Annotated in this window: 18 protein-coding genes and 1 pseudogene; 8 read left to right on the forward strand and 11 right to left on the reverse strand. The window is 59.8% G+C overall.

From position 1 onward, the window contains the following. Positions 1–626: 626 nt before the first annotated feature. From IRT45_RS05745 to IRT45_RS05760, 4 genes are read right to left on the reverse strand one after another with little or no spacing between them, the layout of a single operon-like run. A complete protein-coding gene (locus IRT45_RS05745) occupies positions 627–1352 on the reverse strand; it encodes a M48 family metallopeptidase (RefSeq protein ID WP_194804833.1) in 726 nt (241 codons plus the stop codon). Beyond that, positions 1336–4416: a type I restriction endonuclease subunit R gene (locus IRT45_RS05750; RefSeq protein WP_194804834.1), complete on the reverse strand. Its 3081-nt coding sequence runs from the start codon at positions 4414–4416 to the stop codon at positions 1336–1338. Before IRT45_RS05750 ends, IRT45_RS05745 begins: the two co-directional genes overlap by 17 nt. Continuing rightward, entirely contained in the window at positions 4413–5642 is a 1230-nt protein-coding gene (locus IRT45_RS05755) for a restriction endonuclease subunit S (RefSeq protein WP_194804835.1), read from the reverse strand. Before IRT45_RS05755 ends, IRT45_RS05750 begins: the two co-directional genes overlap by 4 nt. After that, positions 5639–8074, reverse strand: a complete 2436-nt coding sequence (locus IRT45_RS05760; protein WP_194804836.1) for a type I restriction-modification system subunit M — start codon at positions 8072–8074, stop codon at positions 5639–5641. Before IRT45_RS05760 ends, IRT45_RS05755 begins: the two co-directional genes overlap by 4 nt. Positions 8075–8555: 481 nt before the next feature. Between IRT45_RS05760 and IRT45_RS05765 the strand changes: the two genes are divergently transcribed. The 3 genes from IRT45_RS05765 (at position 8556) to IRT45_RS05775 (ending at position 11741) form a co-directional block, all read left to right on the forward strand. Continuing rightward, positions 8556–8897: an Lsr2 family protein gene (locus IRT45_RS05765; RefSeq protein WP_194804837.1), complete on the forward strand. Its 342-nt coding sequence runs from the start codon at positions 8556–8558 to the stop codon at positions 8895–8897. Between the two features lie 97 nt (positions 8898–8994). Beyond that, a complete protein-coding gene (locus IRT45_RS05770) occupies positions 8995–9636 on the forward strand; it encodes a DUF6907 domain-containing protein (RefSeq protein WP_194804838.1) in 642 nt (213 codons plus the stop codon). A gap of 221 nt (positions 9637–9857) precedes the next feature. Next, positions 9858–11741: a DUF262 domain-containing protein gene (locus tag IRT45_RS05775; protein ID WP_194804839.1), complete on the forward strand. Its 1884-nt coding sequence runs from the start codon at positions 9858–9860 to the stop codon at positions 11739–11741. Between the two features lie 45 nt (positions 11742–11786). On the opposite strand, the gene IRT45_RS05780 is transcribed toward IRT45_RS05775, so the two are convergent. Further along, positions 11787–12953: a hypothetical protein gene (locus IRT45_RS05780; RefSeq protein ID WP_194804840.1), complete on the reverse strand. Its 1167-nt coding sequence runs from the start codon at positions 12951–12953 to the stop codon at positions 11787–11789. Positions 12954–13181: 228 nt separating this feature from the next. Here IRT45_RS05780 and IRT45_RS05785 point away from each other — a divergent pair, with 228 nt between their 5' ends. From IRT45_RS05785 to IRT45_RS05795, 3 genes are all read left to right on the forward strand, one after another. Further along, positions 13182–13436, forward strand: coding sequence for a helix-turn-helix domain-containing protein (locus IRT45_RS05785; protein WP_194804841.1), 255 nt, complete (start codon positions 13182–13184; stop codon positions 13434–13436). Positions 13437–13971: 535 nt separating this feature from the next. Continuing rightward, positions 13972–16023, forward strand: a complete 2052-nt coding sequence (locus tag IRT45_RS05790; RefSeq protein ID WP_194804842.1) for a hypothetical protein — start codon at positions 13972–13974, stop codon at positions 16021–16023. A 169-nt stretch (positions 16024–16192) separates the two neighbouring features. Beyond that, on the forward strand, positions 16193–16681 hold the full coding sequence (locus IRT45_RS05795; protein ID WP_194804843.1) for a hypothetical protein: 489 nt from the start codon (positions 16193–16195) through the stop codon (positions 16679–16681). A 428-nt stretch (positions 16682–17109) separates the two neighbouring features. Here the strand turns inward: IRT45_RS05795 and IRT45_RS05800 are convergent, their stop codons facing one another. The 4 genes and pseudogenes from IRT45_RS05800 to IRT45_RS05815 form a co-directional block, all read right to left on the reverse strand. Next, a complete protein-coding gene (locus tag IRT45_RS05800) occupies positions 17110–17940 on the reverse strand; it encodes an IS3 family transposase (protein WP_228533700.1) in 831 nt (276 codons plus the stop codon). Then, the gene (locus IRT45_RS05805; protein WP_194804845.1) at positions 17940–18263 is read right to left on the reverse strand and encodes a transposase; all 324 of its coding nucleotides are present in this window, start codon (positions 18261–18263) and stop codon (positions 17940–17942) included. The genes IRT45_RS05800 and IRT45_RS05805 overlap by 1 nt, the downstream gene beginning before the upstream one ends. 290 nt (positions 18264–18553) lie before the next feature. Then, positions 18554–19724, reverse strand: a pseudogene (locus IRT45_RS37700) (IS110 family transposase); the annotation flags it as partial. Between the two features lie 423 nt (positions 19725–20147). Next, the gene (locus IRT45_RS05815) at positions 20148–20648 is read right to left on the reverse strand and encodes a DUF4760 domain-containing protein (protein WP_194804846.1); all 501 of its coding nucleotides are present in this window, start codon (positions 20646–20648) and stop codon (positions 20148–20150) included. An 83-nt stretch (positions 20649–20731) separates the two neighbouring features. Between IRT45_RS05815 and IRT45_RS05820 the strand changes: the two genes are divergently transcribed. Both IRT45_RS05820 and IRT45_RS05825 read left to right on the forward strand, forming a co-directional pair. Beyond that, positions 20732–21295 carry a hypothetical protein gene (locus tag IRT45_RS05820; protein WP_194804847.1) on the forward strand — a complete coding sequence of 188 codons (564 nt, stop codon included), beginning with the start codon at positions 20732–20734 and terminating at the stop codon, positions 21293–21295. Then, on the forward strand, positions 21285–22067 hold the full coding sequence (locus IRT45_RS05825) for an NYN domain-containing protein (RefSeq protein ID WP_194804848.1): 783 nt from the start codon (positions 21285–21287) through the stop codon (positions 22065–22067). The genes IRT45_RS05820 and IRT45_RS05825 overlap by 11 nt, the downstream gene beginning before the upstream one ends. A 22-nt stretch (positions 22068–22089) precedes the next feature. Here IRT45_RS05825 and IRT45_RS05830 read toward each other — a convergent pair whose 3' ends face one another. Beyond that, positions 22090–23316 carry a helix-turn-helix domain-containing protein gene (locus tag IRT45_RS05830; protein WP_194804849.1) on the reverse strand — a complete coding sequence of 409 codons (1227 nt, stop codon included), beginning with the start codon at positions 23314–23316 and terminating at the stop codon, positions 22090–22092. Positions 23317–24081: 765 nt separating this feature from the next. Continuing rightward, positions 24082–24957: a hypothetical protein gene (locus IRT45_RS05835; RefSeq protein WP_194804850.1), complete on the reverse strand. Its 876-nt coding sequence runs from the start codon at positions 24955–24957 to the stop codon at positions 24082–24084. Positions 24958–24989: the final 32 nt, after the last annotated feature.

Genomic DNA, 24989 nt, shown 5'->3' on the forward strand with positions numbered 1-24989 from the left:
GTGGCACCAGCAGCAGGTGTAACTCAGGTCACGATGTGTCTTCCCGTACTGACGGGTAGCACGTCCCCCTGATAGTTTGAGCGTCCTACCGTCGCAAGTAGACACCAAACCCCAGGACCAGAGCCCCCGCAGGCATCTGGCCTGGGGTTTGCTGTGTACCGAGCGTCGAGTTTACAGGGCCGTCCTCCGGTTTAGAAAGTATGCCGGACAGTAACTTAAAGCTTCAAACGATGATCTACGCCACACTGCCCAGGCGGGTCGCCGGCCTCTCGACCGGCTGTTGACCTGGAAAGATAGCCTTAGCTAATCGCTGGGAGCCTCGGCGACGCCAGGCTCGGCTGGCTCCTGAACAGCGGCAGTCGAACAATATCGTCGGCGTTGCCGGATCTTTGCGACGTGCGTCCCGGCCTCCAAGGTCGAACCGGGGCGGGCGCACCTAGTTAGCTGGCGCCTCTGCGATCCGTGAAGCAGCACAAGAAGACGGCCAACGTCGAGCTGGGCAGCAACACCCCTTCGCGGCGTCGTCCGCGGCAAGGCTCGCTTACGGGTGACAGGCCGCCGTCGACTTGTTCCATATGCGAAGGCCATTGGGCTGGCGCGCGGTGAGAGGGTCGATGCATGCAGCGTCAGCTCCACGCTTCTTCCGCCAGGGGCGCGCTGTTCAATTGAGCTTGTCTGGCTCGCCAGTCGGGAAGATGTTGATCCATCAGTTGGACGAATCGTCGACCATGGCCGCGTTCGAGATAGTGCAGCATCTCGTGAACCACGATGTATTCGAGGCAGCCGGGGTGTTTCTTGGCAAGTTCGAGGTTGAACCAAATGTGCCGAGTCGCGCGGTTGCAAGATCCCCACTTGGTTTTCATCCGCCGGATGCTCCATTTAGGAACTGAAAGGTTGAGCTGTTTCTCCCATGTTGGAATCAGAGTGGAAAGGCAACGGCGGAGCTGTTCGCGATACCAGCGATCGAGAAGTGCTCGACGCCGTTCAGGCGTCACGTCCGCAGGTGTGTAAAGGAGTAGATTGTGCCCTTCCACTTCGAAGTGGGTACGGCCGGGTCGAACAACTACCTTGAGGCGGTGCCTGACACCCCACACATAGTGCGATTCGCCAGTGACCATCTCGCGCACCGACTGTCGCTCAGCCGCCCGCAGCTGGTCTCGTTGGCGTTTTATCCACCCGAGCTGCTGGACAACGGCCAAGCGAACCTGGTCGTCGTCCAGCCGTACTGGGGCAGCGACCCGTACGCGACCTAATGGCGGATAGACGCCGATGTGCAGGTGTTTGATGTTCTTGTAGCTAACATCAATGTCGATCCCGCGGACGACCAGGTGGGCGCTAGTGGTATTCGCCATGCGCTTGTATCCGCTTGAGCAGTTCGTCAAGCTGGTCGAAGTCCGGGAGGACGTTTTGAAGGGCGCGCTTGACCTTCTTCTCCTTTATCCGATTCCCGACCCACGAGTCCGGTTTCGTGTGGAGTACTACGGTATCGACCAATGCGGCAAGTTCCGGTGCGTCTTCGAAATAGTCGACCAATGCTCTGCGACCACGGGTATCAGCCCACGCCGGGTACTTGCCGTCAAACTCGGACGTGCCCAGCTTGGTGGCCAGGTCCAGCATCTTCGCCAGAAAGTCCTTGTATTCGAGGGCTCCTCGGCGCCGCTCTTCAAGGATGGCATCAAGCAATGCGGACATTTTGTCGTAGTATTTGGGATTCAAGGCGTGCTCATCGATAATCACTTTGCGCACATTGTTCGTGATCGTTGCCGAGACCGCGTCAGGATTTCTCCTCATATCCCCTGGCAGCTTGTCGAGTGCGCCGGAGCCCAGATTTACGATCAGCTGCACAAGGCCAGCATCTTGGAAGTCGGAAACAACTTCGGAGGGCCTAGCACTAATGTACGTGTCGAGCAGGTGACGCATGCCGGCCTCGTATTGCTTGAAGTCAATATTTTCGCCGGCACCGATCTTGACCTCTAACCGGACGTTAACGTAATGCTCGATCTCCTTCTTGATCGCCGCGGCATCCGCATCGCTATAGCCAGCTTGATTCATCTCGTTGGCGATGTTGCCGTATGCACGAACCAGCGCCGTGACAGCTTTGTAGAGTTCGACGCGCTTCGGTTCGTTGGCCTTCAGCTGTGCAGCGTCGCCTTGGTCACGGGCGCAAAAGTACTGCTGATACTGCAGAGTGCCCTGTGGGGGTTCAACGGGCTCGCAGAGCGCTCGGATCCTCTCCAGCGCATCATCGAGGTCCTCATGGGCCTTGTCGAACCTGTCGGGTAGAAGACCCTCGACGTCTTCCTTGTCGTAGCCGTCGAGAGCTCCGCCGGTGTAGTCCTTAACCGCGGTCTTGAGTGAGTTGAATAGATCGCGGTAGTCGACGATGTATCCGTAATCCTTGTCCTCGCCATCGAGGCGGTTCACCCGGCAGATCGCCTGAAACAGCCCATGGTCCCGCATCGCCTTGTCGATGTACAGGTACGTCGCGCTCGGGGCATCGAAGCCGGTGAGGAGCTTGTCCACGACGATGAGCAACCGCATCTGGGCTGGGTCGTTGACGAAGCGGTCTTTGACGTCTTTCTCGAACCGCTCGACCTTTGTGATCGCCTTGTCCGCGGGTTCGTTGAAATGGTCCGCCAGCATCTGCCGGTAGATCTCGTACTGGCGAAGCTTCTCGGTGGCGCCTTCCCCAGAGTCTTCCTTGGAGATGCCGCCGGCCTTCGGCACATAGGAGGTGACGATGGCGCACTTGCCCTTGAAACCGGCCTGCGCGAACAGCTCGTAGAACTTGCACGCCTGGTAGATGCTGGAGCTGACGAGCATTGCGTTGCCGCGGCCATCTGACAGCCTGGGCCGTGTGTCCATATCGTACAGAATGTCGGTGACGATCTGCCTGGCCCGTGGCTCCGAGCTGACGACCTTCTGTACGGTGCCCCACCGCTTTTTCAGCTCGGCTCGCGACAGATCTGTCATGCCTCTTGTCTTCGCCGCGAACCACTTGTCGATCTTCTCTGGCGACGTCAGGTCCTGGTCAATGTTGCGCGCCTCGTAGCGCAGATCGAGCACGACGCCGTCTGCGACGGCCTCGTCGTACTTGTAGGTATGGATGAAGGTGCCGAACCGCTCGATGGTTGTCTTCTTGTCCGCCTTGAGCAACGGCGTGCCGGTGAAGCCGATGAACATGGCACCCGGCATCAGTTCCTTCATCGCGTCATGCATGACCCCTGACTGGGTGCGGTGGGCTTCATCGACAAAGACAAAAAGGTCGCCCTTCGCGCGGAAGCCCTTCGGAATAGCTGCCTTCAGTTCGCGGATGAAGTCGTTGTCATCGTCAGCATTATTCCTGGCTCCGGGCTTGCGGAACTTATGGACAAGGGAGCAGACCAACCACTCGTCGTTGGTGTTGAGGGTGGCGATCAGGTCGGCACCGCTCTTGGTCCGGTAAACCTGCGCGTTGACGCCGCGGAAGACCTTCTCGATCTGTTCGTCCAGCTCCGTCCGGTCGGTGATCAGCAGCACGCGAGTATCGCCAGGACGCTCGCGGATCCAGTTGGCCAGCCAGACCATGGTCAGGGACTTGCCTGAACCCTGCGTGTGCCAGATGATGCCGCCCTCACGCTTGGCGATCCGCTCTTGTGCTGCCTTCACGCCGAAGTACTGGTTATGCCGGCACGTCTTCTTCCTGCCGGAGTCGAAGACCATGAAGTCATGGACCAACTCAAGCAGGCGCTCCTTCGAGGATAGTTGCGTCAACGCGCGATCAAGCGGGTTGCCGATATCGGACGGCTCTTTCCACGTCAGCCAGTACTTGGCCGGAGTGTCGATGGCGCTGTAACGCAGGCCCTGTGTGTCGTTACCTGCCATTACCAGCTGCACCGTTGTGAAGAACGGGCGGATGAAGTCCGGTCGCTGGTTACCGATGCTTTGCCGAATCCCCTCGGCGACATCGATCTTCGAGCGCTTGAGCTCGATCGTTGCGAGAGCAATACCGTTGACGTACAGCACGACATCGGGCCGCTTGGCGTTCTGGCCCAGCACGGTGACTTCTTCCGCCACAGCGAAGTCGTTGTCGTTCAGGTGCTCCCAGTCGATGAGGTTGACAGTCTCCGTCTTCTCTCCGACCCCGAGCTTAACTTTGACCCCGTACCGCAGCAGGTTGTACACGTCGCGGTTCGCCTCATACAGGTCGCGGCCACCACCGAGCGACGCATCGCTCTTCAGTTTGTCGATGGCCTTGCCGATCAGGAGATCGCTGTAGCCGCGCTTGCTGAGATTCTTGGTGAGTAGATCAACTTCGATATTCGAGTTTCCGTCGCGATGCTTCCAATTGCCGAGGTAATCGTAGCCTAAGGAATCGTCGAACAGTCTAATAACCCGATCCTGAGTATCGCGTTCGGGTTGGCCGACATTGCTCACGCCAGATCCTCCTTGCCTGGTAGGCGTGTACGGCCAGTCAAGAGCTGCTGCATCATGCCTTGCCTGATAGCTTGATTCTTAACAAGCATTCGCTCCAGAGCAGTTATCTGCTGGTCCTGAACAAGGAGAGACGCAACGATCCGCTTTTGCTCGGCCAAGGGCGGAACCGGAATACGGACACGAAGGAGATTCTCCTTTGTAAGATGAGCCAGGCTGGACTTTCCCGCCAAGGCCGAAAGTTCTCCGGTATTTGCCAAGCGTTCCAGAAAGGCAACGAGCAGCCGTGGTTCATAGCGCCCTTTCGACCGGAGGCGATGAAGAGTGTTCAAGAAATATGCCTCAGGAATCTCGGCATTCCATACGCTTGCACGGCCGATTTCGCCGCCTTCACATACTAGGACATCTCCGGCCGTGAGGCGCAAATCCCGAATATCTGCATAGCTTAATGGCGCCAGCACGGACTCGGAGACCAAAACACGGCCCCACCGAACCGCTCTATTGTTGATGCACTCTTTCAGGACGCCACGATTGACGGCAGCATCGAGACGCTTTCCGAGCTGGACGTGAAACTCTTCTCCTACGCTGGAACTTCTCCAGCCCTTGCCCCTACCACTCAGGAGCTCCTGCGTCACCCCCTGTTTGATTGCTTCCTTCTTGGCAAGTATCCGCTCCACGGTCGCGATAAGGTTGTCAATATCTGTCAAAGCATCCGCAATCCGCGATTGCTCCGCCAACGGTGGAACCACGGTCGACAAGGCCGAAACAGTGCTTAGGTTCATTCCAGCCTTGGCCCCGGTGTCGGTCGCTCCGACGAAACGGCGCTGCGGCTCCCAACTCGCGAGGTAGTAGGCTACAAACCGACTGTCCACGAGCCGAGGGTCCAAGCGCACCCGTGCAATGTGCTGGTTCACATATGCGGGCATGGGAACTTGATCATCGATATACCCGATGATCCCGATATCGGCCGTGATCGACACGAGGATATCGCCAATTGCCAGCCGGGTCCGGCGCGCCTCGGCATCATTAGGGTCAATTTGAACAAAGCGCGAGTTACTCAGATCGAGGTGAATGCTGCTTCGGTCTAGGTTCGTAATGCGAACGAATAAGCTGCCGTGATCGGCGTAGTGCGCCGCCCAGCCTCGCGATCCGCTCGTCACCTGAGCGGCGAGTTCACCCAGCGTTTTCACTTGCCAGTCGGATGGAACCGCAGAACTCCGGGAATTCATCGCAAGATCCCCATCGAAGCAAGGTGTCCCTTAACCTTCGCTTCAATATCCGCAAGGGATGCCGCCATGTCCTCGACAGTCTCAGCGTACCGTTCGCCGAGCTCCTTGATACGGCTCACGAGTGCAAGCGTCAGCGATTCAGCCTCAGACTCCACGCGCCTCGCCACTACCGCGTGCCACTTGTCATCGATCACGAGCTGCTTGATCTCAGGCAGCGTAAGGTCGCCGTACTTCTTCAGGGTTGCAACATCGAGGGCAGCCTTGGCATCTTTGGCTGCCTTCTCAGTGATGGTTTTCTGGTTGTAGAGCTTGATCAGATGTTGCAGAGCCTCAATCTCTTCCGTGTCCGTTCCATCGTATTGGGCCACTTTGAGGCGTGTCGTGGCGAGGGCTTTGGTGACCTTTCCGTCATCCATCGCCTCAGCAAGTAGTCCGTCTTCGACGGCATGTTCCTCCACGTACTCCTCGACAGCACGGCTGGCCTCCTCAGCTATTACGTTCAGCCGGTCGACCTCTGTCTGCTCGTCCATAAAGTAACGGGCGACGACGAGCGTCGGCGGAATAAGATCCATCTTGTACTTGCCAGCGAAACGTCCCGACCGGATGATGAGATCCGGCGTCTCGGAAAGCCTGCGTTCCTTATCCTCGATTGCCTTGCGAGGCTTTGCCGCTTCGAGCCATCCGTCGTTCATGATGAGGAAGACATCGTCGTGCATCACACTATCCCAATAGGTCATAAGCTGCTCGTAGACGTCGTACTCGTCGAGAAGGGGAGTGTCCTTGAATCGGGCGAGAAGGTCATCGCTGATACGAGCGATTAGTTCCTTCGGAACGACGTTTTGGTCAAGTTCCTGCAGGACAGGACGGTGAGTAGCAAGCCAGTCGACTACCTGACCGCGTACATTGTTGGTGAACTTCTGGAACTCTTCAGAGTCCAAGATGACCTGCTGCACCTTGGGCACAGCGACCGCAAGGTCACTGTAACCTGGCCGGTTTGGTTCGAAGAGCGCAGCGCGGAGGCTGGGGAACGCCTCCCAATACCCACTGAGAGCATCCAGATCGCGGTCCGGGATCCCGCCGTGCAAATGAGCTTGCAGGTCCTGGATATCTTCGGGCTCCGAAGAGTCGATGTAGCGCGGAAGGTTGAGGTTGTAGTCGTTATTTGGGTTGGCTATTTCGTTGAGCGGCACCATGCGTGAATAGCGTTCGATCTCGGCCTGCCGATTGAAAACATCGACAATCCTGTGGATGTCCTGGCTGCGAAGGCGGTTCTTATTGCCGTCCTTCACAAAACCTTTGGCAGCGTCGACCATGAATACGCCGGTCCGCGCTTGGGCGTTCTCCTTATCGAGGACGATAATGCAAGCCGGGATGCCGGTGCCGTAGAAAAGGTTCGGGGGGAGTCCGATGATACCCTTGATGTAGCCGCGCCGCAGCAATTCTTTGCGGATGGTCGCTTCTGCATTACCACGGTACAAGACACCGTGCGGCAAGATGACTGCGGCCTTGCCATTGCTATTGAGGGACGAAAGAATGTGCAACAGAAAAGCGTAATCACCGTTCTTCGCGGGTGGTCGGCCGAACCGAAATCTCCCGTATTCGTTTTCGAGGCCGTTGCTCCAGGACTTGCTCGAGAATGGCGGATTGGCAACGGCGAAGTCGAAGGTGCGCAGCTGTATACCCGAGACGAACTGTGGACTGGTGATCGTATCGCCCTTGCGGATGTCCGCGTCCTCATTACTGTGAAGGATCATGTTCATCTGGGCCAGCGCCCAGGTTGCGTTGTCCTTCTCCTGGCCGTAGATCGTGATACCCCGAGGGGCTTCGTCGGCCACTTTGAGCAGCAAGGACCCCGAGCCGCATGTCGGGTCATAGACGGTGTGATCCTGCCTGGTATCCGGCCCGATGCCAACAACTTTGGCAACGACGCGAGAGACCTCGGCTGGGGTGTAGAACTGGCCTTTCGACTTGCCTGACTCCGTGGCGAAGTGCCGCATCAGGTACTCGTAGGCGTCACCAAGCAGATCGTCACCTTCCGCGCGGCTGCCCCGAAAGTCCAGGCCCGCGAAGATCGTCACGAGCTTCGAGAGGCGGTCCTGCATCTCTTTGCCCTTGCCGAGCTTCTCCTCGTCGTTGAAGTCGGCCAGATCGATGACCTTCTCTAGCTCGTTGGCCTCAGCAAGTTTGCTGATGATTTTGTTGATCTTGTCGCCGATCTCTTTATCGCCCTTTAGCGCGACCATGTCGTCGAAGGAGCCGCCGGCGGGCACGTCGATCAAAGAGGACCGATCGGTCTTAGCCTTGTCTGTCACGTACTTCACGAAGAGCAGCGTCAGGATGTAATCCTTGTACTGGCTCGCATCCATACCACCACGCAGCTCATCGCAGCTCTTCCACAACGAGCGATACAGGTCCGACTTCTTCAGGGCCATTACCACGCCACCCCCTCACCCCGCGCTGAAGCTGAGCCTAGCCGCGAGCCTGCGGCTGTGTGTGATACGCCCATACTGCGCTGCCCATCCTTCATGCTGAACGACTGGTGCCAGCGTCGCGATCGGCGAAGCTGGCGGTGGATGCAACTACGATAGCTGCGGGGGACGACACCTCAGAGACGAGACACAACCGGGATCGAAGGGCCACCATTTTCAAACTGCGCGATCGGATACGGTTGAGCTGGCACGATGGCAACTGGCCCGAACACCCCGCGCGCGGCAGTCGCATCGAGACCCCGGTGTCGCCCAGATCTCGCTGACCGGTTCGCCGCCAGGCTAATCGACCTTTGCGCGACACTCACTCTGCATGACAAGGTCCGCCGTCGGAAAAGTCCGAATTTGGGTGGCGGAAAGCCGTGTACGAGTCCACCACATAAGCTTCTCGCCGATACGCTTCGACAACATCTGGAGGGATTGCCACATGGCCAGGAAGATCACCGTCGAGTTGATCGACGACTTTGACGGCAAGTCGAAAGCCGAGGAGACGGTGTTCTTCAGCCTCGACGGCGTGGAGTACGAGATCGACTTATCGGTTAAGAACGCCAGCAAGCTGCGCGGCCTCTTCGAGCCTTGGACCGAGCCGGCGCGCAAGCTTGGCCGTACCCCTCGGGGTAAGAGCGGCAGGAGCAGTGCTATCCGCACTGTGGCCGATAAGGAACAGACCAAGGCGATTCGCGATTGGGCCAGGAACAACGGCTACAACGTGTCCAGCCGCGGGCGCATTCAAGCGAACATCATCGAGGCGTACAACAAGGCGAGTTAGGCCGGGTATCGGCCCAAGCCGGCGCTCGCGAGTCCCCGCGCCTGGCGGACAGGCATTTGTCACAGAAGCCTTGTCCTGCAATTTCTTTGGTGGTTGAGTGGTCACGAAGCTGCTCCACACGTTTCGGAGTAGTGTCGTGACACAAGGGGGATCGTTCATGTTGGTATGTCCTGAATGGTGCGTGGACCACCGCGAAGCGCCAGACGCCAGCGCGCCGGATGAGGACGCAGCGCACTGGGGACCGAAACAGACGCTTGTCATTCCCCCTCCGCCAGGAGCGGACGAACTGTCGATCGTGGTGCAAGCCTGCGCGTTCGATGATTTCGGTAGTCGTTGGTGTTGTGTCGATCTGGTTCTTCCGGACGAGGATTGGGTCCAGTTGCCGCCGGCCCTGGCACAACAGACCGCGTCGCTCCTCGTTTCGGCGGCGGACACGTGCGACGCCGTGGGATCGGTAGCCGGCCCATGCCCGTCGTGGTGTGAATCAGGACGCAGGGCGCATCCCGACGATGGGTCGGCGCTCCACAGCAGCCCCAAGACGCTGCTACGAAGCGATGAACCGCCGGAGCGCGACCTTCTGAGCGTCCAGGTGTTCGCCGACGACGAGAAAGGTGCTCGCACTACAAACATCGACTTGTGGCTGCAAAGCGGGGTTGCCACGTTGACAGCCGACCAGGCCCGTTTGCTTGCAGGCATGATCCAGGGAGAGGCGAAGCGCCTTCCTCCTGCGGACAGGTAGCCCAAGAGGCTGCAACGCACCTCGACGATCGAGACCCAGGAGACTAAGAACGTCACATTCTGGCGTACATGGTGGTCGACTCCATACGCGTACCCGACGATGTGTCGTTACAGACGATTGAAGCTCCAGGCAGCTCTCGTTCCGGGCACCCTCTGTCGGGGTGCTCTCCTATGCTTGATTCGCCCGGGAGGGACACGGTTGATACGAGGAGTTCGGACCAGATGAAAGCCGATGCGCTGCCACCAAAGACACTGTTCGACGGAAGGGTGCACTTCGAGATCCCTGTCTTCCAGCGTCCGTATGTCTGGTCAGAGGAAGATCAGTGGGAACCACTGTGGCAGGACGTCGTTCGAAGGGCTGAGCGGCTGATCGCAGCCGGGAGCGATGAGGACGCGCTCGCAGCGGTGAGAGCACACTTTTTGGGAGCCATCGTACTGAAGGCGCAGCCGGCCCACTCTGGCGATGTCACAAGGTTTGCCGTAATCGACGGCCAACAGCGCACAATGACCCTTCAGCTGCTACTTGCTGCAGCTCAGAAGGTATTCACCAGCCTCGGCTACGAAGATGAAGTTGAGGCGCTGGGAGAGCTGACTACCAACCGTGCTCAGCGTTTTCGAGGCAAGGCTGAACAACTCAAGTTGCGCCCTTCCCGAGCCGACCACGATGCGTTCACGGCTGTGATGACTGGCAGGCCCCTGAACGGGCTCGCCGACCATCGAATCGTGGAGGCTCACAGGTTTTTCCGCGATCGGGTCGAGTCTTGGGTCGTAAAAGACAGCCAGTCGGACGAGATTCGCCTGCAGCGGGCTCAGGCGCTGACCGGGGTTCTTCAGTCTCGGCTGATGGTTGTGACGATCGATCTCTCCCAGCATGACGACGCCCAGTTGATCTTTGAGACGCTCAACGACCGCGGCACGCCCCTCCTGAAAGCCGACTTGATCAAAAATTGGGTATTCCAGCAGGGCGAGGCACTTCATGCTGATATCGGTACATGGCCGGACCGGTTTTGGCTGGAATTCGATGACCCATGGTGGCGTGAGGAAATCCCCCAGGGCCGGCGCAACCGCGCACGTATCGATATCTTTCTTCAGTACTGGCTGACGATGCGGACGCATGCGGAGGTGCTTGTTGACGAAACCTTCCGAGGCTTCATGCAGCATGCCGATGCTCACTTCACCTCCGTCGTCGACGCCGAGGACTTCTTGGCCGCATTGATCAAGGACGCCAGCACTTTCCGAGGGCTAGCGACGATGTCGACAGACACGACGGTGGGTCGTTTCTATTACAGAGTTGTTCAAGAGTTCGAGCTGGCTGCGACAACGCCCTTGTTGATGTGGCTAGCTTCCGATAACCACGCATTCCCTGAAGACCAAGTCGCCCTTGCTCTTTCGGCCTTAGAAAGTTGGGTTGTCCGCCGGACGCTGCTGCGTCTCTCGCCGAGCGACGTCAATCGGTTCATGGTCTCAGCGTTGACGATGCTCGACGGCGTGGAGCCCGAGAAGGTCGGGACCGTGCTCAAGGGATACCTATCGATACAACAGGCAGAAACCCGTCGCTGGCCAACCGACGACGAGATCAAGACTGAGCTCCCCAGGCTACGGCTATACGGCCTAGTAAAGCAGAACCGACTCCGAGTAGTGCTTCTCGCCGTCGAGCAATTGCTCCGTTCTGAACGGAACGAGAGTGTCGCAGTCACCGGCGATCTACAGGTCGAACATGTCATGCCAAGGAAGTGGAAACAGCATTGGGACGAAGAGCCGCCGCTGAACGAGACCGCAGCGCGGGACCGCGACCGCCTAGTAGACAGTCTCGGCAATCTGACACTCACTACCCAAAGCCTCAACGGCGGACTGTCTAATCGCCCTTGGACTGACGGCAAAGCGAAACCCATTGCGCCGAGAGGTAAAGAGGCCGGCAAAGGAAAGTACTCGCTGCTTAACCAGTACAGTCTCCTTGCCTTGACGAAAGATCTTCTGAACGGTCATGAAGAGGCGTGGACCGAATCGGACATCAAGGACAGGTCGAAACTGCTGGCGGACAAGATTTGCCAGGAGTGGCCGGGCCCACTCGTGCCGGGTACTCCCGCTCGATCCAGCACGAAGTGACCGATAGGAAGTTCCGGCCTGCGGACTCTTGGAGCTGACTGCGCATCAATGGTGTGCCGCTTGGACAGCCTCTTTGTTTTCAGTAGCGGCGAGTTGTGGACTCAGAGTCCAGACAAATCCGACGCCGCTTCGGGGGAAGGCCCACCCGTCGAATCCGACCCTGACCGTCTTGCCGGGCACTGAATCAGGGCTGCGTTCAATCCGGGCGGTGCGGCTGCTGGCGATGAAGTCCAGAACCCGGACGCGTTCAATGTCGCAGTCGCTATAGTCGAGCTCGACCGTGATACCGCGAGTGGGCTGCTCAATGTCGATGTAGAGCAGATTGCCCCGCTGCTCGGTGAGGGTTCGGTAGGTGTAGGCAACAGTCACCGACTCCTCGGCCTGCCTCGCATCGAGGCCGAGGTCCACGCTGTATACCTGCCCGCCCTTGCGGGCGGCGCGACGGATCGGTCGGTCGTTACCGTCGACGCTGAACTGAACCAACTCGAACGCCGCGGGTTTGGTGGGATCGACCCCAGGCTTCGGAACCAGCACCCATGCCGAAGTTCCGTCGTGGCCGTTCGTCAGGTCGAGGTATTCACGGCGATTGGCGACGACAGCGAAGTGTCGGCTGTGATGTTTTGGCACGACCGTGTACTCCCAACGCACGCTGACGCCGAACAGATTTGAGTCGGCCAGCTCAGCATGAGAATCCTCGCTGTGCTTGCCAGGTATCCCCGGAAGCGGCGTGAGTCGAATCTCGACGGTGGCGTCGTACCAGCGCTCCGGGGCGCGTACCGCTTGGTCCCGGACATCTTGGTAGACCTCGTTGGCGAACGTCTCGTCACCGAGCCTGAGCGCCAAACTGTTTCGGATGATGTCGTCGAGCGTCTCCGGGCTGGCGACGCGGGCCAGATCTTGGTTGCCGAAGGCGAATCCGTCGATGACTGCATCGCGCATGGCTGGAGCAGAGTCGGCCAGAACCCGTTTCAAGCGGGCGGTGTCCCGCTGATCGCGGTCCTTCCCCATGAAGTAGTCGATGCCGAGGCCCAGCACGCCGGCCACAAGCAACGTTCCACCGACCTCGCTCCAAGGAAAGAAGTTGAGCCATACCAGATTTGGTATGAACGGCAGTTGCTTGCCGAAGACCATGAGCACCACACCTCCACCCGCCACAACGATCGCGACGACGATGGTCTGCAGTTTGTTGATGCGCTCAAGATGGTCCTGCATAGCTTACCTACATTGTAGCAATACAGGATTGACATGCCAACGCTAAAAGCGCAGGGCCGCAACGGAATATGGCCCGTTGCGGCCCTCGCATTCGGCCATTGTCAGCCGTTTAGTCGCCGTCGCCGCCCATGGTTCACCTCCCGCCGCCCCAGAACGCTTGGCCCGAAATGGCCACGCTGGCAATATCCTAAATTGGGATATTCGCTTGCGCAAGGTGCGGTTGGCCTTGTGGAAAAGTCGATATATTCGGCCGAGTACCAGCGGTTATGCGGCTTTCTGCGGCAGTTGCGGCGGGAGGCCGGGCTGACGCAGGTGCAGGTCGCGGCGCGGCTCGACGTCCCTCAATCCTTCGTCAGCAAGTACGAATCCGGCGAACGGCGCTTGGACGCTATCGAGCTGCTCCATGTGGTGCGGGCTCTCGACTCGACGCTCCTGCGGGTTGCTGCGTTCATCGAGGATGACGAAGCGTCCCGTCATAATTGAAAGCACGCGGCGCCGGCGTCGAGCCGACGCTCAGGCGAGCCTGTCATACAACAGCGCGATGTTGGCTCTGCAGCTTCCGCCCACGGCCTGGCGCAACGCTGATTGCTGGACCGCTACGGCAGGCTACCGCCTGCCACTGCTTGCCCTTGGGCCGCAATAGCGTTCGAGCATGCGGCAGCAGCGTCCCGCCCGCTCCTCCATGACCCGGACCATAGGCCGCGACAATAATGCTGCCAACTTGTTCGCCCACCAAAGAACATGACATAGCAACTACTGAAAACTTTCCGAGGCACGGACTTTCTGTCCAAATAAAGCGGAGGCTTATCCTGCAAATTTTGGCAACTTGACGTTCCTTGGGCAACAACCGGAGACATGCGACGTCGGCTGCGCCAGAATTACTACACCAGGGACATGGGGGGCCGGTCGGGGCCGCGATCATGTCGATCACTACTCACACTTGGAGACCGAACATGTACCGCCGTGCGGTCCTCACGATGCGACCCGTTGACCCGGTATGCCACACAGGATGGGGGCGATGGTGAACAACCCACCTCTCGACCAGAACGGCAGACCCGGTCGCGCGCCCACTTCATCAAAGCCATCCCCCGGCTACCGCCTGGCTAGCTATATTCCAGCAATTTCCGGCCTGGCACTCGGCGGATACTGGGCGGGGTGTATCGGTTTTGGAACCTTCCATCGCGCTGATCCAGTTCTCGATTACTGGTGGTTTCCAGGCGTTTGGTGGAAACACCTCATACTCCTCGCCGCTGCCCTTGGATTGGGCTCATCGTGGACGTTTTTCAGGATCAGGTTTACACGATCGGCCGCTCGCCCAAAGGAGATCACCACCGATACCGCGGGCACCGAAGACCAGCGCATCATCAAAGCGCTAATAATGCAGGCTATCAGCCGTTCCCAGGAACACGGAACTGCCACTCTCGCCCTGCTCGCCGATATGCTTGCCGAACCAAAAACCTACAGGCATCGCAGGGCGGAGAGCGTCGATCTCGACCGCCGTTCGATCAAGCGAACGGTCCAAACCGAGATCTTTCTCCATCCAGATCAGTTACCTCGCATGGATGACGCTTCGATCGAGGGTGCAATAGACTCCCGTCAGCATGGGCATGGATTTGCATTCAATGGCGCGATCCGAACCAGCGATCGGTACATTCTCATTCCGCTGGCTCAACAGGAAAAGGGGGTGCTTTATGATGGTTTCACCCTTGAGTCCAGCTCAGATGAAAGCGCCGCCTCTCTATCGTACGGCGGCGATTCCATGGCCACGTACGTGGCCGTGCTAATGCACCTCTACGCTCTCACCTTCGGCCTCGGTCACTATCAGGACTGGGGCGATCCTTGGAGAGAGAAATTTCTGTACATGATCAACGTCGCCACCTGGTCCGTCCATGGTTTGGCGAGCTCGTCCGACACATTGTCGACCACGGCGGCGGCGCGAGCCTTCGCTACCGTGTTCGAGAACGAATTGAGTAAGCTTGCCAGAAAGGATGGGCTGGAGGTCGACCAAAGCCAGAAGGATAAGCTACTCCGCATCGCGACTATTGGAATCGATCGCTACGTGATCGTGGTGCGGTGTCGAGCGGCGGAGTATCTCAATATTACCTACTCCTACACTCAACCAACAGCGGCGCTGTGGCAGAAGGCGCAGAAAGGCGATGTTGGCCTGCTGAGCAGGCTCCCATACTGGTTTATTTTCGACGTTCTGCGACTTCCGAGCGGTTACATGGAATTGTCCATGATCGGTGCCAGGTATGCGCGAAGTTACCACCTCAAGATCAGCGCGCCAGAGCGAGGATCATATATCGAGACGGCAAACACGCTCATCGCAATGGTCGATGGCCGGATACTGCCAGAAAACGAGAAGGAAATCGTCCAAGTCAACGCCAAAAGAGCAAAAAGATCGATCGAGCACCCTTACCTTCGAGGGGTCACGATATCTGGCTCCGACGCACATGCCTACGGCCGACATCTCGGAAAGCTTTTCCTGGGCAGCGACAACAAGGCCGGCGTGAGCATCGACGATGATGCAGTCGTTCTCGGTACCGGCCAAACAACAACCGAGAGTCATCGACAGGTAATCCGCAGCCAGGAGAAAGAGGGCGCTCAGCCTATCGTATTTAACCTCCGCCTGCGAGTGCGGGAGCTGCCGACAGGCACGGAATTATTCGCCATGATCGCATCGTGGTCACTTCTCCTGGTTACTGCCATACTCGCCCGGGTCCTCGGCGAAGGCGGCGACACGGATGTTGTCCTGGCGGCGCTCGCGTTACCAGCAACGATCGGCGCATTGGCCATCTTCTTCGTCGACGCATTCGAGAGAGGCATGATTGTTTCCATAGCTGGCTTTTCCCTGACAATTCTTACTGTCTTCGAGCTTATTTCCAACGGCGTGGTCTTTGCTACTGAGAAAACGAGCGAACAAGCCGAACTTCCATGGAGTTGGTACTGGGTCTGCGCCCTTGGGGTTGCCGCAGTGCTCACCGTCACCGCCACTGGGACGTTCTTGATACGCCTCTACCGCTACAGGAACAGTCAGACGAAGCGTACAATTGAAGTAACAAGTTACTAAGGCTAAACAAATGTAGTAAAATGAAGGTTACTTGTAACACCGAAAAGGAGGTGATGTGAATTACGAGCATTACACTGTCGATCGCGCCGGCCCCGAGCAAGTCCATCCGCGGGGTTGGATACACCGAATAACAAGGAGGATGGGAGCAGGAGCTGTTAGGAGTGACGCTATGACCAGACCTAAACCGCAGGGGGCTGAACCGTGGAGAAATCCAGGGAACCTCATCTTCATTCCGGGAGACGACTCCCTCGTCGCGCCGCTGCCCCCCGGCACGAAGGTAGGCAACGTACGAGAGATGGCGGATGGGTTCGAGTCCATCCACGCATCCTTCGGCGAGCTTGCCGAAGATCCTAAGAAGATGGGTCAGTTCGTCAACGATCTGATGACAAGCTGGGCTCCGGACCGCTGGGATAAAGAAACGCGTGCCCTGATTGCGAAGGCAGAAGCCGACGAGGCTTCGGAGCACAATGCCGGCGATGGCGGTGATCCACAACCTGCGGAGCAAGAGGGGGGCGGCGTGCCAGCTGCACCAGCAGCCGAGCAATCCGCTCCGAGGTCTCAGGAGGGCACCTCTCGTTCGAACTCAACAGAGGTCGGGCTCAGTGAGCGTCTTCGACGGCGTGTTCGTAACCTCGGGCGTGGAGCGTTGCCAGCTTAGTAGCTATACCTGCGACTGTCGCGAGGTAGATGCGACCGCCGCACAGCTCCGACTGCTGCGCCTACCTCTAAGCAGCCAATTCGAGTACCCACGCTAGATCGTGGCCAGGCGAGCTCGGCGACGAGTTCGCCAGCTGCTGGTTACCGGTAGACCGTACCTTCCGCTTCGAACCAAGCTACCGTTTCGTCGGCTCGAAGAGCGGCATTTAAGGAAGGGCTTCCAGGCTGGCGGGGTCGCTGACTTCGACGTTATCCCTGATCGGTTGCGACTCAACCCTCCGAGACTGCAGTAGGGACGAGTGAGGTTCACCCCGAATGGTGGACAGGGTTCTTACAGATTTCAGGCGGCAGCAGTTCGGAGTGAACGCTCGTAGGCGTCGGGGCTTTGGTTCCCGATCGCGGAATGCCGCCGGGTAGTGTTGTAGAAGGTCATCCACTTGTCAACCGAGACAACGAGTTCGGTCTTCGTGGCGTGTAGGTGTGTCGGTAGTAGTGTTCGTGTTTGAAACTCGACCACAGCGATTCGGAAGGGCTGTTGTCCCAACATATTCCGGTCGCTCCCATCGACCGGCGCAGCCCGTGACGCCAGCAGGCCCGCGCGGTCAGATGCGCGGTGAACTCCCCGCCACGATCCGAGTGCAGGATCGTGCCCTGGACCCGGCCGCCTCGCACCGCGACCGCGGCATCGATGGCGCCGGTGACCATGCCGGCGCCGATATGGTCGGCCAGAGTATAGGCGAGGACTTTGCGGGTGTGTCCGTCGCGGATCGCGCAGAGGAACATGTCGCCTTCACCGCAGGTCAGGTAGGTGATGTCGGTCGTCCAGACGGCATCGGGCCGACCCCGATCGAAGCGGCGAGCCACCAGGTCGGGCGGGAACGACGCCGCCGGATCGGCCACGGTCGTGCGCACTTTGAACGTGCGAGGGCTGATCCCTTCGAGCCCGGTGGCGGCCATGATCTTGGCGACGGTCTTGGCCGAGACCCGCTCGCCTCGATCGCGTAACTCGCCGGTGATCCGCGGTGACCCGTAGGTGCCGTGCGACTCGCGATGAACAACGGCGATCTTCGTTTCCAGGTCCGCGCGCCGCTGCTGGCGGTCGGTGAGAACCGTTGCCGCCCTGCGCTTGGCGAACGCGTAGTAGCCCGATTTCGATACCTGTAGCAGTCGTGCCATGCGGCGGATCGAAAACCGTTGCCCTGCAGGCTGTTCAGTACCGGCAACGCCGGTGACAGTGTCGGGGCCGGCGTACTCGGCCATCAGAGCGAACCGGGCCGGTTCGTCTGCATCGCGGCAAAGTACGCCGACGCTTTTTTCAGGAACGCGATGTCTTTGTCCTGCTCAGCGACCTGCCTTCGCAATCGCTGCAACTCGGCTCGCTCAGCGGAATCGAGAGGCCTTTCACCGTGGATCTCGGCGGCGGCGATCCTGCGCCGCTCGTCTTTGACCCACGTTCCCAGAAGACTTTCGTGAATACCCAGCTCACGGGCAACTTCAGCGACCGCGCGACCGGAATCGATCACACGATGCGCGGCCTCGACCTTGTACTCGGCCGTGAACGACCGACGCTTACGAGGAGGCATTACGACATCCTAACCAGCAGGAAAAACCATCCCGCTAACTCGGTGTCCACTCCCCGGGTGAACCTCAGAGCAGGTCGAATACCTGCAATACAGGTCAGCAGCACATATTGTCATGTGGAGCGCCGTATTACTTCTTGTTCGCGCGCGGCAGATCGGTCGTTGTCACCGACGCAGTCACCTCCGTCCTATGCCCCAACCGTTCCCGAACCTTCGGAGGCAACTTCCGCGGGTGCGGTCGCTCCGTGGGTGTGACCTGTGGCAACTCCCGACAAGCGGGGCGCGCGTGCCTCGTACGGCTTGTTATCGCGAAGCATCGCCCAGAGCACGTTGGAGCGTCGGCGCGCCAGAGACAAGATGGCTTGGATGTGGTGCTTGCCTTCCCCGATCTTCCGGTCGTAGTACGCCTTTGAGGTCGCGTCATAGCGGACGGCCTGATATGCGGACAGATAGCAGGCGCGAAGGAGCCGGCGGTCGTACCGATATGGCCGCCGGTGGTGGTTCCGTCGGTCGCCGGAATCCCGGGCTACCGGTGCCAATCCGGAAGCTGCGGCCAGTTGGTTCGCGCTCGCGTACAGGCGCATGTCACCCCGCTCGCAGCGATGAATTCGGCGCCAAGAGTGATACCGAAGCCAGGCATACTCGTAATCAAGGTGGCGTAGCGATGCCGGGCGAAGCAGGTCGCGATTTCGTCCTCAATCACGGAAGCCCGCGTCTTGAGCTCCAAGATGTCCCGTGCCTGGTCTCGAACCAGGGTGGACGCAACGTTTCGTCCGGGAAGCAAGACCTGCTGCGCAGCAGCAGCTTCGACTGCCTTGGTGGCAACCTTGAAGGAGATGCGAGCGCCGGCCTCACGTAGCCATTCGGCGATCGCCGTCACGCCAGCGTCCCGAACGGAATCTGGGGTGTTGAATTGAGTCAGCAGAAGCAGCGCCCCCTAGAGTGCGCGAAATCGAAGGTCGATTCCAACGCGGGAAACGACTCCACCAACAGGTGCCGCAGCCGATTGACCGCCCGAGCGCGATCCTCAACCAGGGAAGTCCGCTTGGTGATGAGCAGACGCAGCTCCGCGGTGACGGGATCGACAGCCTGAAGCGGTTGGAGGTCGCGCCGCATACGGGCATGGTCGGCAATGATCGCGGCATCCTTGGCGTCGGATTTTTGTTCGCTGGGATACATCGACGCGGCGACATGGAACGTTCGACCGGGCAGGTAGACGACCTGCCGACGCTTCTGATGTAGCAGCGTGACCAAAACTGTTGCTACACCGCGATTTATATCGACCGCCCAGGTGACCCTGCTGTTTGTTTGAAGGGTCGTCACTGCATCGATGAGCGCCAGGAGGTCGGCTTCGGTGTTGGCAACTCGCTGCGAAAACAGCTTGGCGCCACTGTTATCGATGACCACGCAGTGGTGGGCGCGCTTCCCGACATCAACACCTGCCCAGAGCTGCCTCCTACCCATACGTCGTCCTCTCCGACTTACACGTTGAGCGGTGGCCCGTGCGTGATGAAAGTAGCGATCCGCGCCGTCCTACCAAAGCAATGGGGCCACCGGTGGAGCAACGGCATGAGCTCCATCCGATCAGCCATGGTCGGCAGTGCGTGACCAGCCATCTTCGATGCTCCATGAACTATTCGGCGCCGTGTAGGTCGCGTATTGGTTTGCGTTACAAGATCTTTCATGTGATGGAACGGCTAGCGCGACTTGTAACCTCGACCGGTGACGGCGTGCCAACAACCGTGTCCCTCCGAGCGACCACCTTTACGCCGCGGTGCGATCGATCATGGTGTCCACGGTCCACCCGCATACAAGCTAGGGTGAAGCCGAGCGGACCAGACTTGCTGGCATACCAAGCGATGGTCACACGCTCCAGCGCAATGCCGTTCAGCTCGCCTCTAGTTCTGCGGGCTGCACGGCCAGTCCGCTCGGGATAGTCTGGCGCCGCCGGTCACGTAGCCGCACCGCGAGTTGCTCTAGTTCTTCGTAGACTGCTGGATTCTCCAAGCGAACACGCTCGGAATCCATCCATGCTCGAAAAATACTGCAGGCACGTAGAATTCGACCACCGACGGTGCGGTTGACAACCTCTTCGTCAAAGATCTTCATGTTCACGCCGGCCGCGAGGTACTCCAGATGAGCGAAGTAGGAGGTCAGCTGGTGAAACTCGGCGCTGTCGATGACCGCGGCCTTGCGCGCGAAGTCGGGGTCCTGATGAATCTCGGCGTACAACTCGTGTTGCCGCTGCAATGTCGAGGTGATGTAGGTGACCGTGGCACGTTGCTGTTGACGGCGATTCTCCCGCCTGGTCTCGTGCACCAATCTACCGAGGCCGGCGACCGCAACCAGGAGCGTCAAAGCAGGGACGATCGCGAGGAATGCGCTCATACCACCAACGATCGCGGACGAGATCGCCTCCCACAAGAGGCGATCCGTCCCGTCCGTAACGGCCGCAATGACGGAGGGACACAGTGACTCTCGCAATCAGCGCCTTCGCGCTTCTCATCTCCATCGGCTCAATCGTCGTGTCGACCACGATGGCCGTCCGCCAGCAACGGTTGTCGCGAAACGCAAACCACATCCCCACCATGTCGAACTTGATGGCGGAGTTTCGGTCCCCGAAGTTCCACGACGCCCACCGCACGGTGATGGCTCTGCCGAAGCCGAAGGAAGCAGGGATCGGCTTCTCCGATCTGCCCGACGACGAGCGCGACGCCTTTGTGAGCGTCGTGTACTTCTATCAGATGATTGCCACCCAGATCGCGATGGGCGTCCTCAACGAGGAGGTGATGCTCGCCCAGATTCGCGCTCGAATCGTTGGCGTCTGGGACGCGGTTGAACCTTATGTCCAGGCAGAACGGCTCAACAACCCCTACGGCGACAAGCACATGCTCAGTTTGCTCGAATACTACGTAGACCGTGCGCGACGCCTCCCCGACGATTCCGCGCGGGCACTCCTGAGCCCGGAGCATCTCCCAATCCGGCCGAGTAGCGAAACGCGCATACGCGAAGGCGAGCTCGACCATGAAGCGTGACGGACGCACCGGCGACACCGGCGCGGTCGCGGTCTTCTTGGACTTTGAGAACCTCGTGCTCGGTGCCGGAACAAGCTCAGTGAATACTAATCCAATTCCGGCCTCCGCTCTGCAGTGGCTGTGCCGCGGCTTCGGCAACGCCTCGGTGCGTCGTGCATACGCGGACTGGCGGGATCATCGATTCGGACAGTACGAGCGGCCCCTCGCCGAGAACGGAATCGACCTGGTACAGCTCGGCCGGTTCTCGCCTGGCACCCACAAGAACGCCGCCGACATCAGGCTGGCGGTCGACGCCATGGAGACGCTGATCGCTCACGCCGACATCGGCGTATTCGTGCTGGTCACGGGCGATAGCGACTTCACGCCGCTCGTGCAGAAGCTACGTGAGTACGGCAAGCACGTCATCGGGATCGGCACCAACGAAGCCAGCACGAGCGCCAGGCTGGCGTCGGTGTGTAGCGAATACAAATTCTGGGAGACGGTGCTCCGCCAGGCTGCGCCGAGCGTATCCGCCGCCAGCCAGGCGAAGCCGCAGAACTCGACGGGGAGCGTAGGCCAAGCCAAACAGCTACTCGTTGAGGCGGTCTCGCAGATCACGACCGATACGCCGACAGCCAGCGCCATCAAGAGCAAGATGCTGGCGCTTGACCCGACCTTCGATGAAAACCGCTACGGCTACACGAACTTTCGAGACTTCCTGGCCAAGGTGGGCGGTGCCAAAATCGTCGGCCGATCGGGCGGAGACATCACAGTGTCAGTACCGTCCGAGTAAATCCCGAGGAGGACCGTGGTGCTTACGTTCGCGCAGTCCATCTCCCAAGGAACTCCCGTGCTTCGGGCGCCTTGGCGTAAGGCCGCAGCGCTGCGGCGGCCTCATCCAAACGCTTCTGCAACCGGGCAGAGCCCAGATCCGCGACCGCCGGCAACATTCCGGTGAGTACCGAGCATGCCTGCGAGACGTCGCCATCCTGAATAAGGTTGTGCGCCAGGTGCAACTGCCATGACGCGCGCTCCCGTGGCCACATTGCTGAACGCTCGATCGCATCGCTCAGATGGGTCGTGGCGGCCGCATGGTCGCCGAGACGCATATATGCCTTGCCCGACACCCCGCTCATCTCGGCTTCGGGAAGGTATACCCAATCAGGGTCGTAGCCCCGGGTCGATTCGTAGGCCCGGAAGGCCCTTCCGATCGCCTTCGTTATTTCGGCCCTGTCACCGCGGGCGCCATGAGCTTCGGCCTCGCGGAGCGCCATCAGCGCTCGCAGCTTGGGGCCGCCTGCTTTAAGCGCGGCCCGCGACGCAGCCTGTGCGTACTGGGTCGCTCGTTGATCGGGAGCAGTGTTTGAGCCGAACCGATTGACCATGAGGTGGCTCGCGTTGCCCAGGGCATGTGCAGCAGCGACGCCATCGTCGGCCGCCGTGGCGGTTTGAGCAGCTTCTGCGTAGTACCGGCCGGCACTGTCCGGATCTCCGGAGTCGTAGTGCACCCAGCCTGCCGCGACCATCATTTCAGCGGTCACGCTCGCCAGATCGCTACCGACGGCGTCGCTGTAGCTGCCCACATTCAGTAGATGCTGTGCGTAGCGGACCTGCCCGGCCGCCACCGCACGCAGACGATCGCCACCGATAACGAGATCGAGGTCATGGATCTGGTTCACGCTGTCGGAAAGCGCGGACACATCGGCCGCTCCCACCTTGAGCGTCGATCCGGAAGCCACGTCCGTGCCGGCCCGCGAGGTTCCCGCGCTAACCACCGCCATGCTGCCAGCGCCGAGGGCGCCTACTCTGAAGAACTCGCGTCGCTTCACGGCCGCCTCCTCTTCGTCCTCCACCACCAGTATGTCAAGTGGCACGCCCAGCGCACGAGCTACGCGGCGCAACGTTCGGACATCGTGAACAGCAGGTCCGTCGTGTTCGAGCTGGGAAATCCCCGGCTGCGTGACGTGAATCAGGGCAGCGAGTTCCGACTGGGTCATACCGATGGACTTGCGAATGCGCCGGATCACTTCACCAGTTGTCATGTGCACGGCCGATCCCCGTCCTCAAAATGAAAATGCATCTCGGGAAGTTGCGCGAAAGCAAACCCGTTGCCGGGCAACGAGTTTAGCCACACAGCGGACCATATACCGGTTTCCGTATATTCAAAAGCAAGTGGGTATTTGCGGGCAAAAGCGCCGTCATTACGCCATATCGTCGTGACCGCACCCGACACCGGGGTGACGCCTCTTTCTCCTCCAATGGCGCGCCAGTTCGCTTGAGAGGCAAGCGAACTGACGGCGAAAGCCCTCGGTGTCGGGTGCACCGCCGATCCCGCAACGAACCGAGGTCCCGAACATGCAGTCGGCCACCATCACTCAGTCGGGCGCCGCCGTCGAACCGGAATTTGAAGCTGCGGTGAGCCGAGCCGCCCTGCTAAGGGCGCTAGACCGCGGTGCGGCAGAGCGGACGCCGAACGGCGCCTGGTCCGGGGCCGACGCTGCGACCGCCAGCGCCGGGCCGACGAAAGCCGACAGGCATCGACGGTGCGGAGCGTGATGCCCGATGCCCGCGACCTCGCGAAGCCGGCGGCAGCGCCATATCCGTATCGAGTCCGGTGCCCTTACACTCGACTACCAGGCGAGCGCGGAACAAGCCCGCGATGTGGCTCGGGAGCTGACGCAGCACTGTTCGGACCTCACCGTCACCATCGACGACAAGGTCTGCTGCGATCTGCCGCACCTTCCATGCGCCGGACTATGGGCATGACGGCCGCCGCTGGCTCCTCAGTGAGCGCATTGGTTACGTCACTACTGCGTTGCGCCGGTGAGCAATTCGCCGCGGCGCATCCGATCAACGACCGCGTCCGACGCCAGCTCGTCCCGCGCTTCGGGATGCTGCCAGTAGTAGCGGATCAGATACAGCAGAAGCGACGGGTCCAATGCCAGTGTCCACGCGGCGATGTCGATGGATTGTTCCAGCAACCCCTGCTGCAGTCGGTCGAGAAACCCACGCCCGTTCTCAACATCAACTCGTGCACCTGCCGTTGGATAGGTGCGCACCGTATGAGCGTTGTTCACTATGTCTGGCAGCACCGCGCCGACCTGGTCCCACGACAATGTCCGAACCGTACGGCCCATGGCCTGCGATATCCCGCCCGGGGACAGAACGACGTTGTACCGACGATGACGACCAAACAAAAAGAACACGAGGAACGCGATCATCGCCAGCACCACGGCGACGATGACGATCCCTCCGACATCTATCGCCGAGCCGGCCCCGTCGTCATCGCTCGAAAGGTGACGAACAAACAGCGCTCCGCGGACAACCAGGAAGATCGCGCCTGTCACGAGCCAAAGCATCAGGACCGGGCGCCAGGAGGACTTGACCTCGATCAACAGTCCGCCCGGACCGACTTGCAGGTTGGCCGGAAGGCACTTTCGCCGGACGCGCAAACTTGGCAACAGCATCAACACGAAGCTCACCGCCACGACCCCACCAAGCACGCCATAGAACGCCCTCAGCGTGTCTCCATGGGTTGCGAAGTCGATAGCGTAGGGAACTGCGATCAGGACACACAAACAGAAGAAGCCCAGCGCGAGCAGCAGTTTGGCCGGAGGACGCTGCGGGCCCCATTCGCTCGGCCACGGAAGCAGCGGTGATTGGATCCTCGTGTTCGCGGACAACCGGCATCCTCCTGGTTCGATTCCTGCGTCAG

It is taken from the genome of Nocardia sp. BSTN01 (assembly GCF_015354405.1).
Classification (GTDB): domain Bacteria; phylum Actinomycetota; class Actinomycetes; order Mycobacteriales; family Mycobacteriaceae; genus Nocardia.

Excerpts from the sequence above, each read along its gene's own strand:
- IRT45_RS05745 (WP_194804833.1), bottom strand. The coding sequence starts at position 1,352 with ATGGCGAATACCACTAGCGCCCACCTGGTCGTCCGCGGGATCGACATT.
- IRT45_RS05755 (WP_194804835.1), bottom strand. The coding sequence starts at position 5,642 with ATGAATTCCCGGAGTTCTGCGGTTCCATCCGACTGGCAAGTGAAAACG.
- IRT45_RS05760 (WP_194804836.1), bottom strand. The coding sequence starts at position 8,074 with ATGGCCCTGAAGAAGTCGGACCTGTATCGCTCGTTGTGGAAGAGCTGC.
- IRT45_RS05765 (WP_194804837.1), top strand. The coding sequence starts at position 8,556 with ATGGCCAGGAAGATCACCGTCGAGTTGATCGACGACTTTGACGGCAAG.
- IRT45_RS05775 (WP_194804839.1), top strand. The coding sequence starts at position 9,858 with ATGAAAGCCGATGCGCTGCCACCAAAGACACTGTTCGACGGAAGGGTG.
- IRT45_RS05780 (WP_194804840.1), bottom strand. The coding sequence starts at position 12,953 with ATGCAGGACCATCTTGAGCGCATCAACAAACTGCAGACCATCGTCGTC.
- IRT45_RS05790 (WP_194804842.1), top strand. The coding sequence starts at position 13,972 with ATGGTGAACAACCCACCTCTCGACCAGAACGGCAGACCCGGTCGCGCG.
- IRT45_RS05795 (WP_194804843.1), top strand. The coding sequence starts at position 16,193 with ATGACCAGACCTAAACCGCAGGGGGCTGAACCGTGGAGAAATCCAGGG.
- IRT45_RS05800 (WP_228533700.1), bottom strand. The coding sequence starts at position 17,940 with ATGGCCGAGTACGCCGGCCCCGACACTGTCACCGGCGTTGCCGGTACT.
- IRT45_RS05805 (WP_194804845.1), bottom strand. The coding sequence starts at position 18,263 with ATGCCTCCTCGTAAGCGTCGGTCGTTCACGGCCGAGTACAAGGTCGAG.
- IRT45_RS05815 (WP_194804846.1), bottom strand. The coding sequence starts at position 20,648 with ATGAGCGCATTCCTCGCGATCGTCCCTGCTTTGACGCTCCTGGTTGCG.
- IRT45_RS05825 (WP_194804848.1), top strand. The coding sequence starts at position 21,285 with ATGAAGCGTGACGGACGCACCGGCGACACCGGCGCGGTCGCGGTCTTC.
- IRT45_RS05830 (WP_194804849.1), bottom strand. The coding sequence starts at position 23,316 with ATGACAACTGGTGAAGTGATCCGGCGCATTCGCAAGTCCATCGGTATG.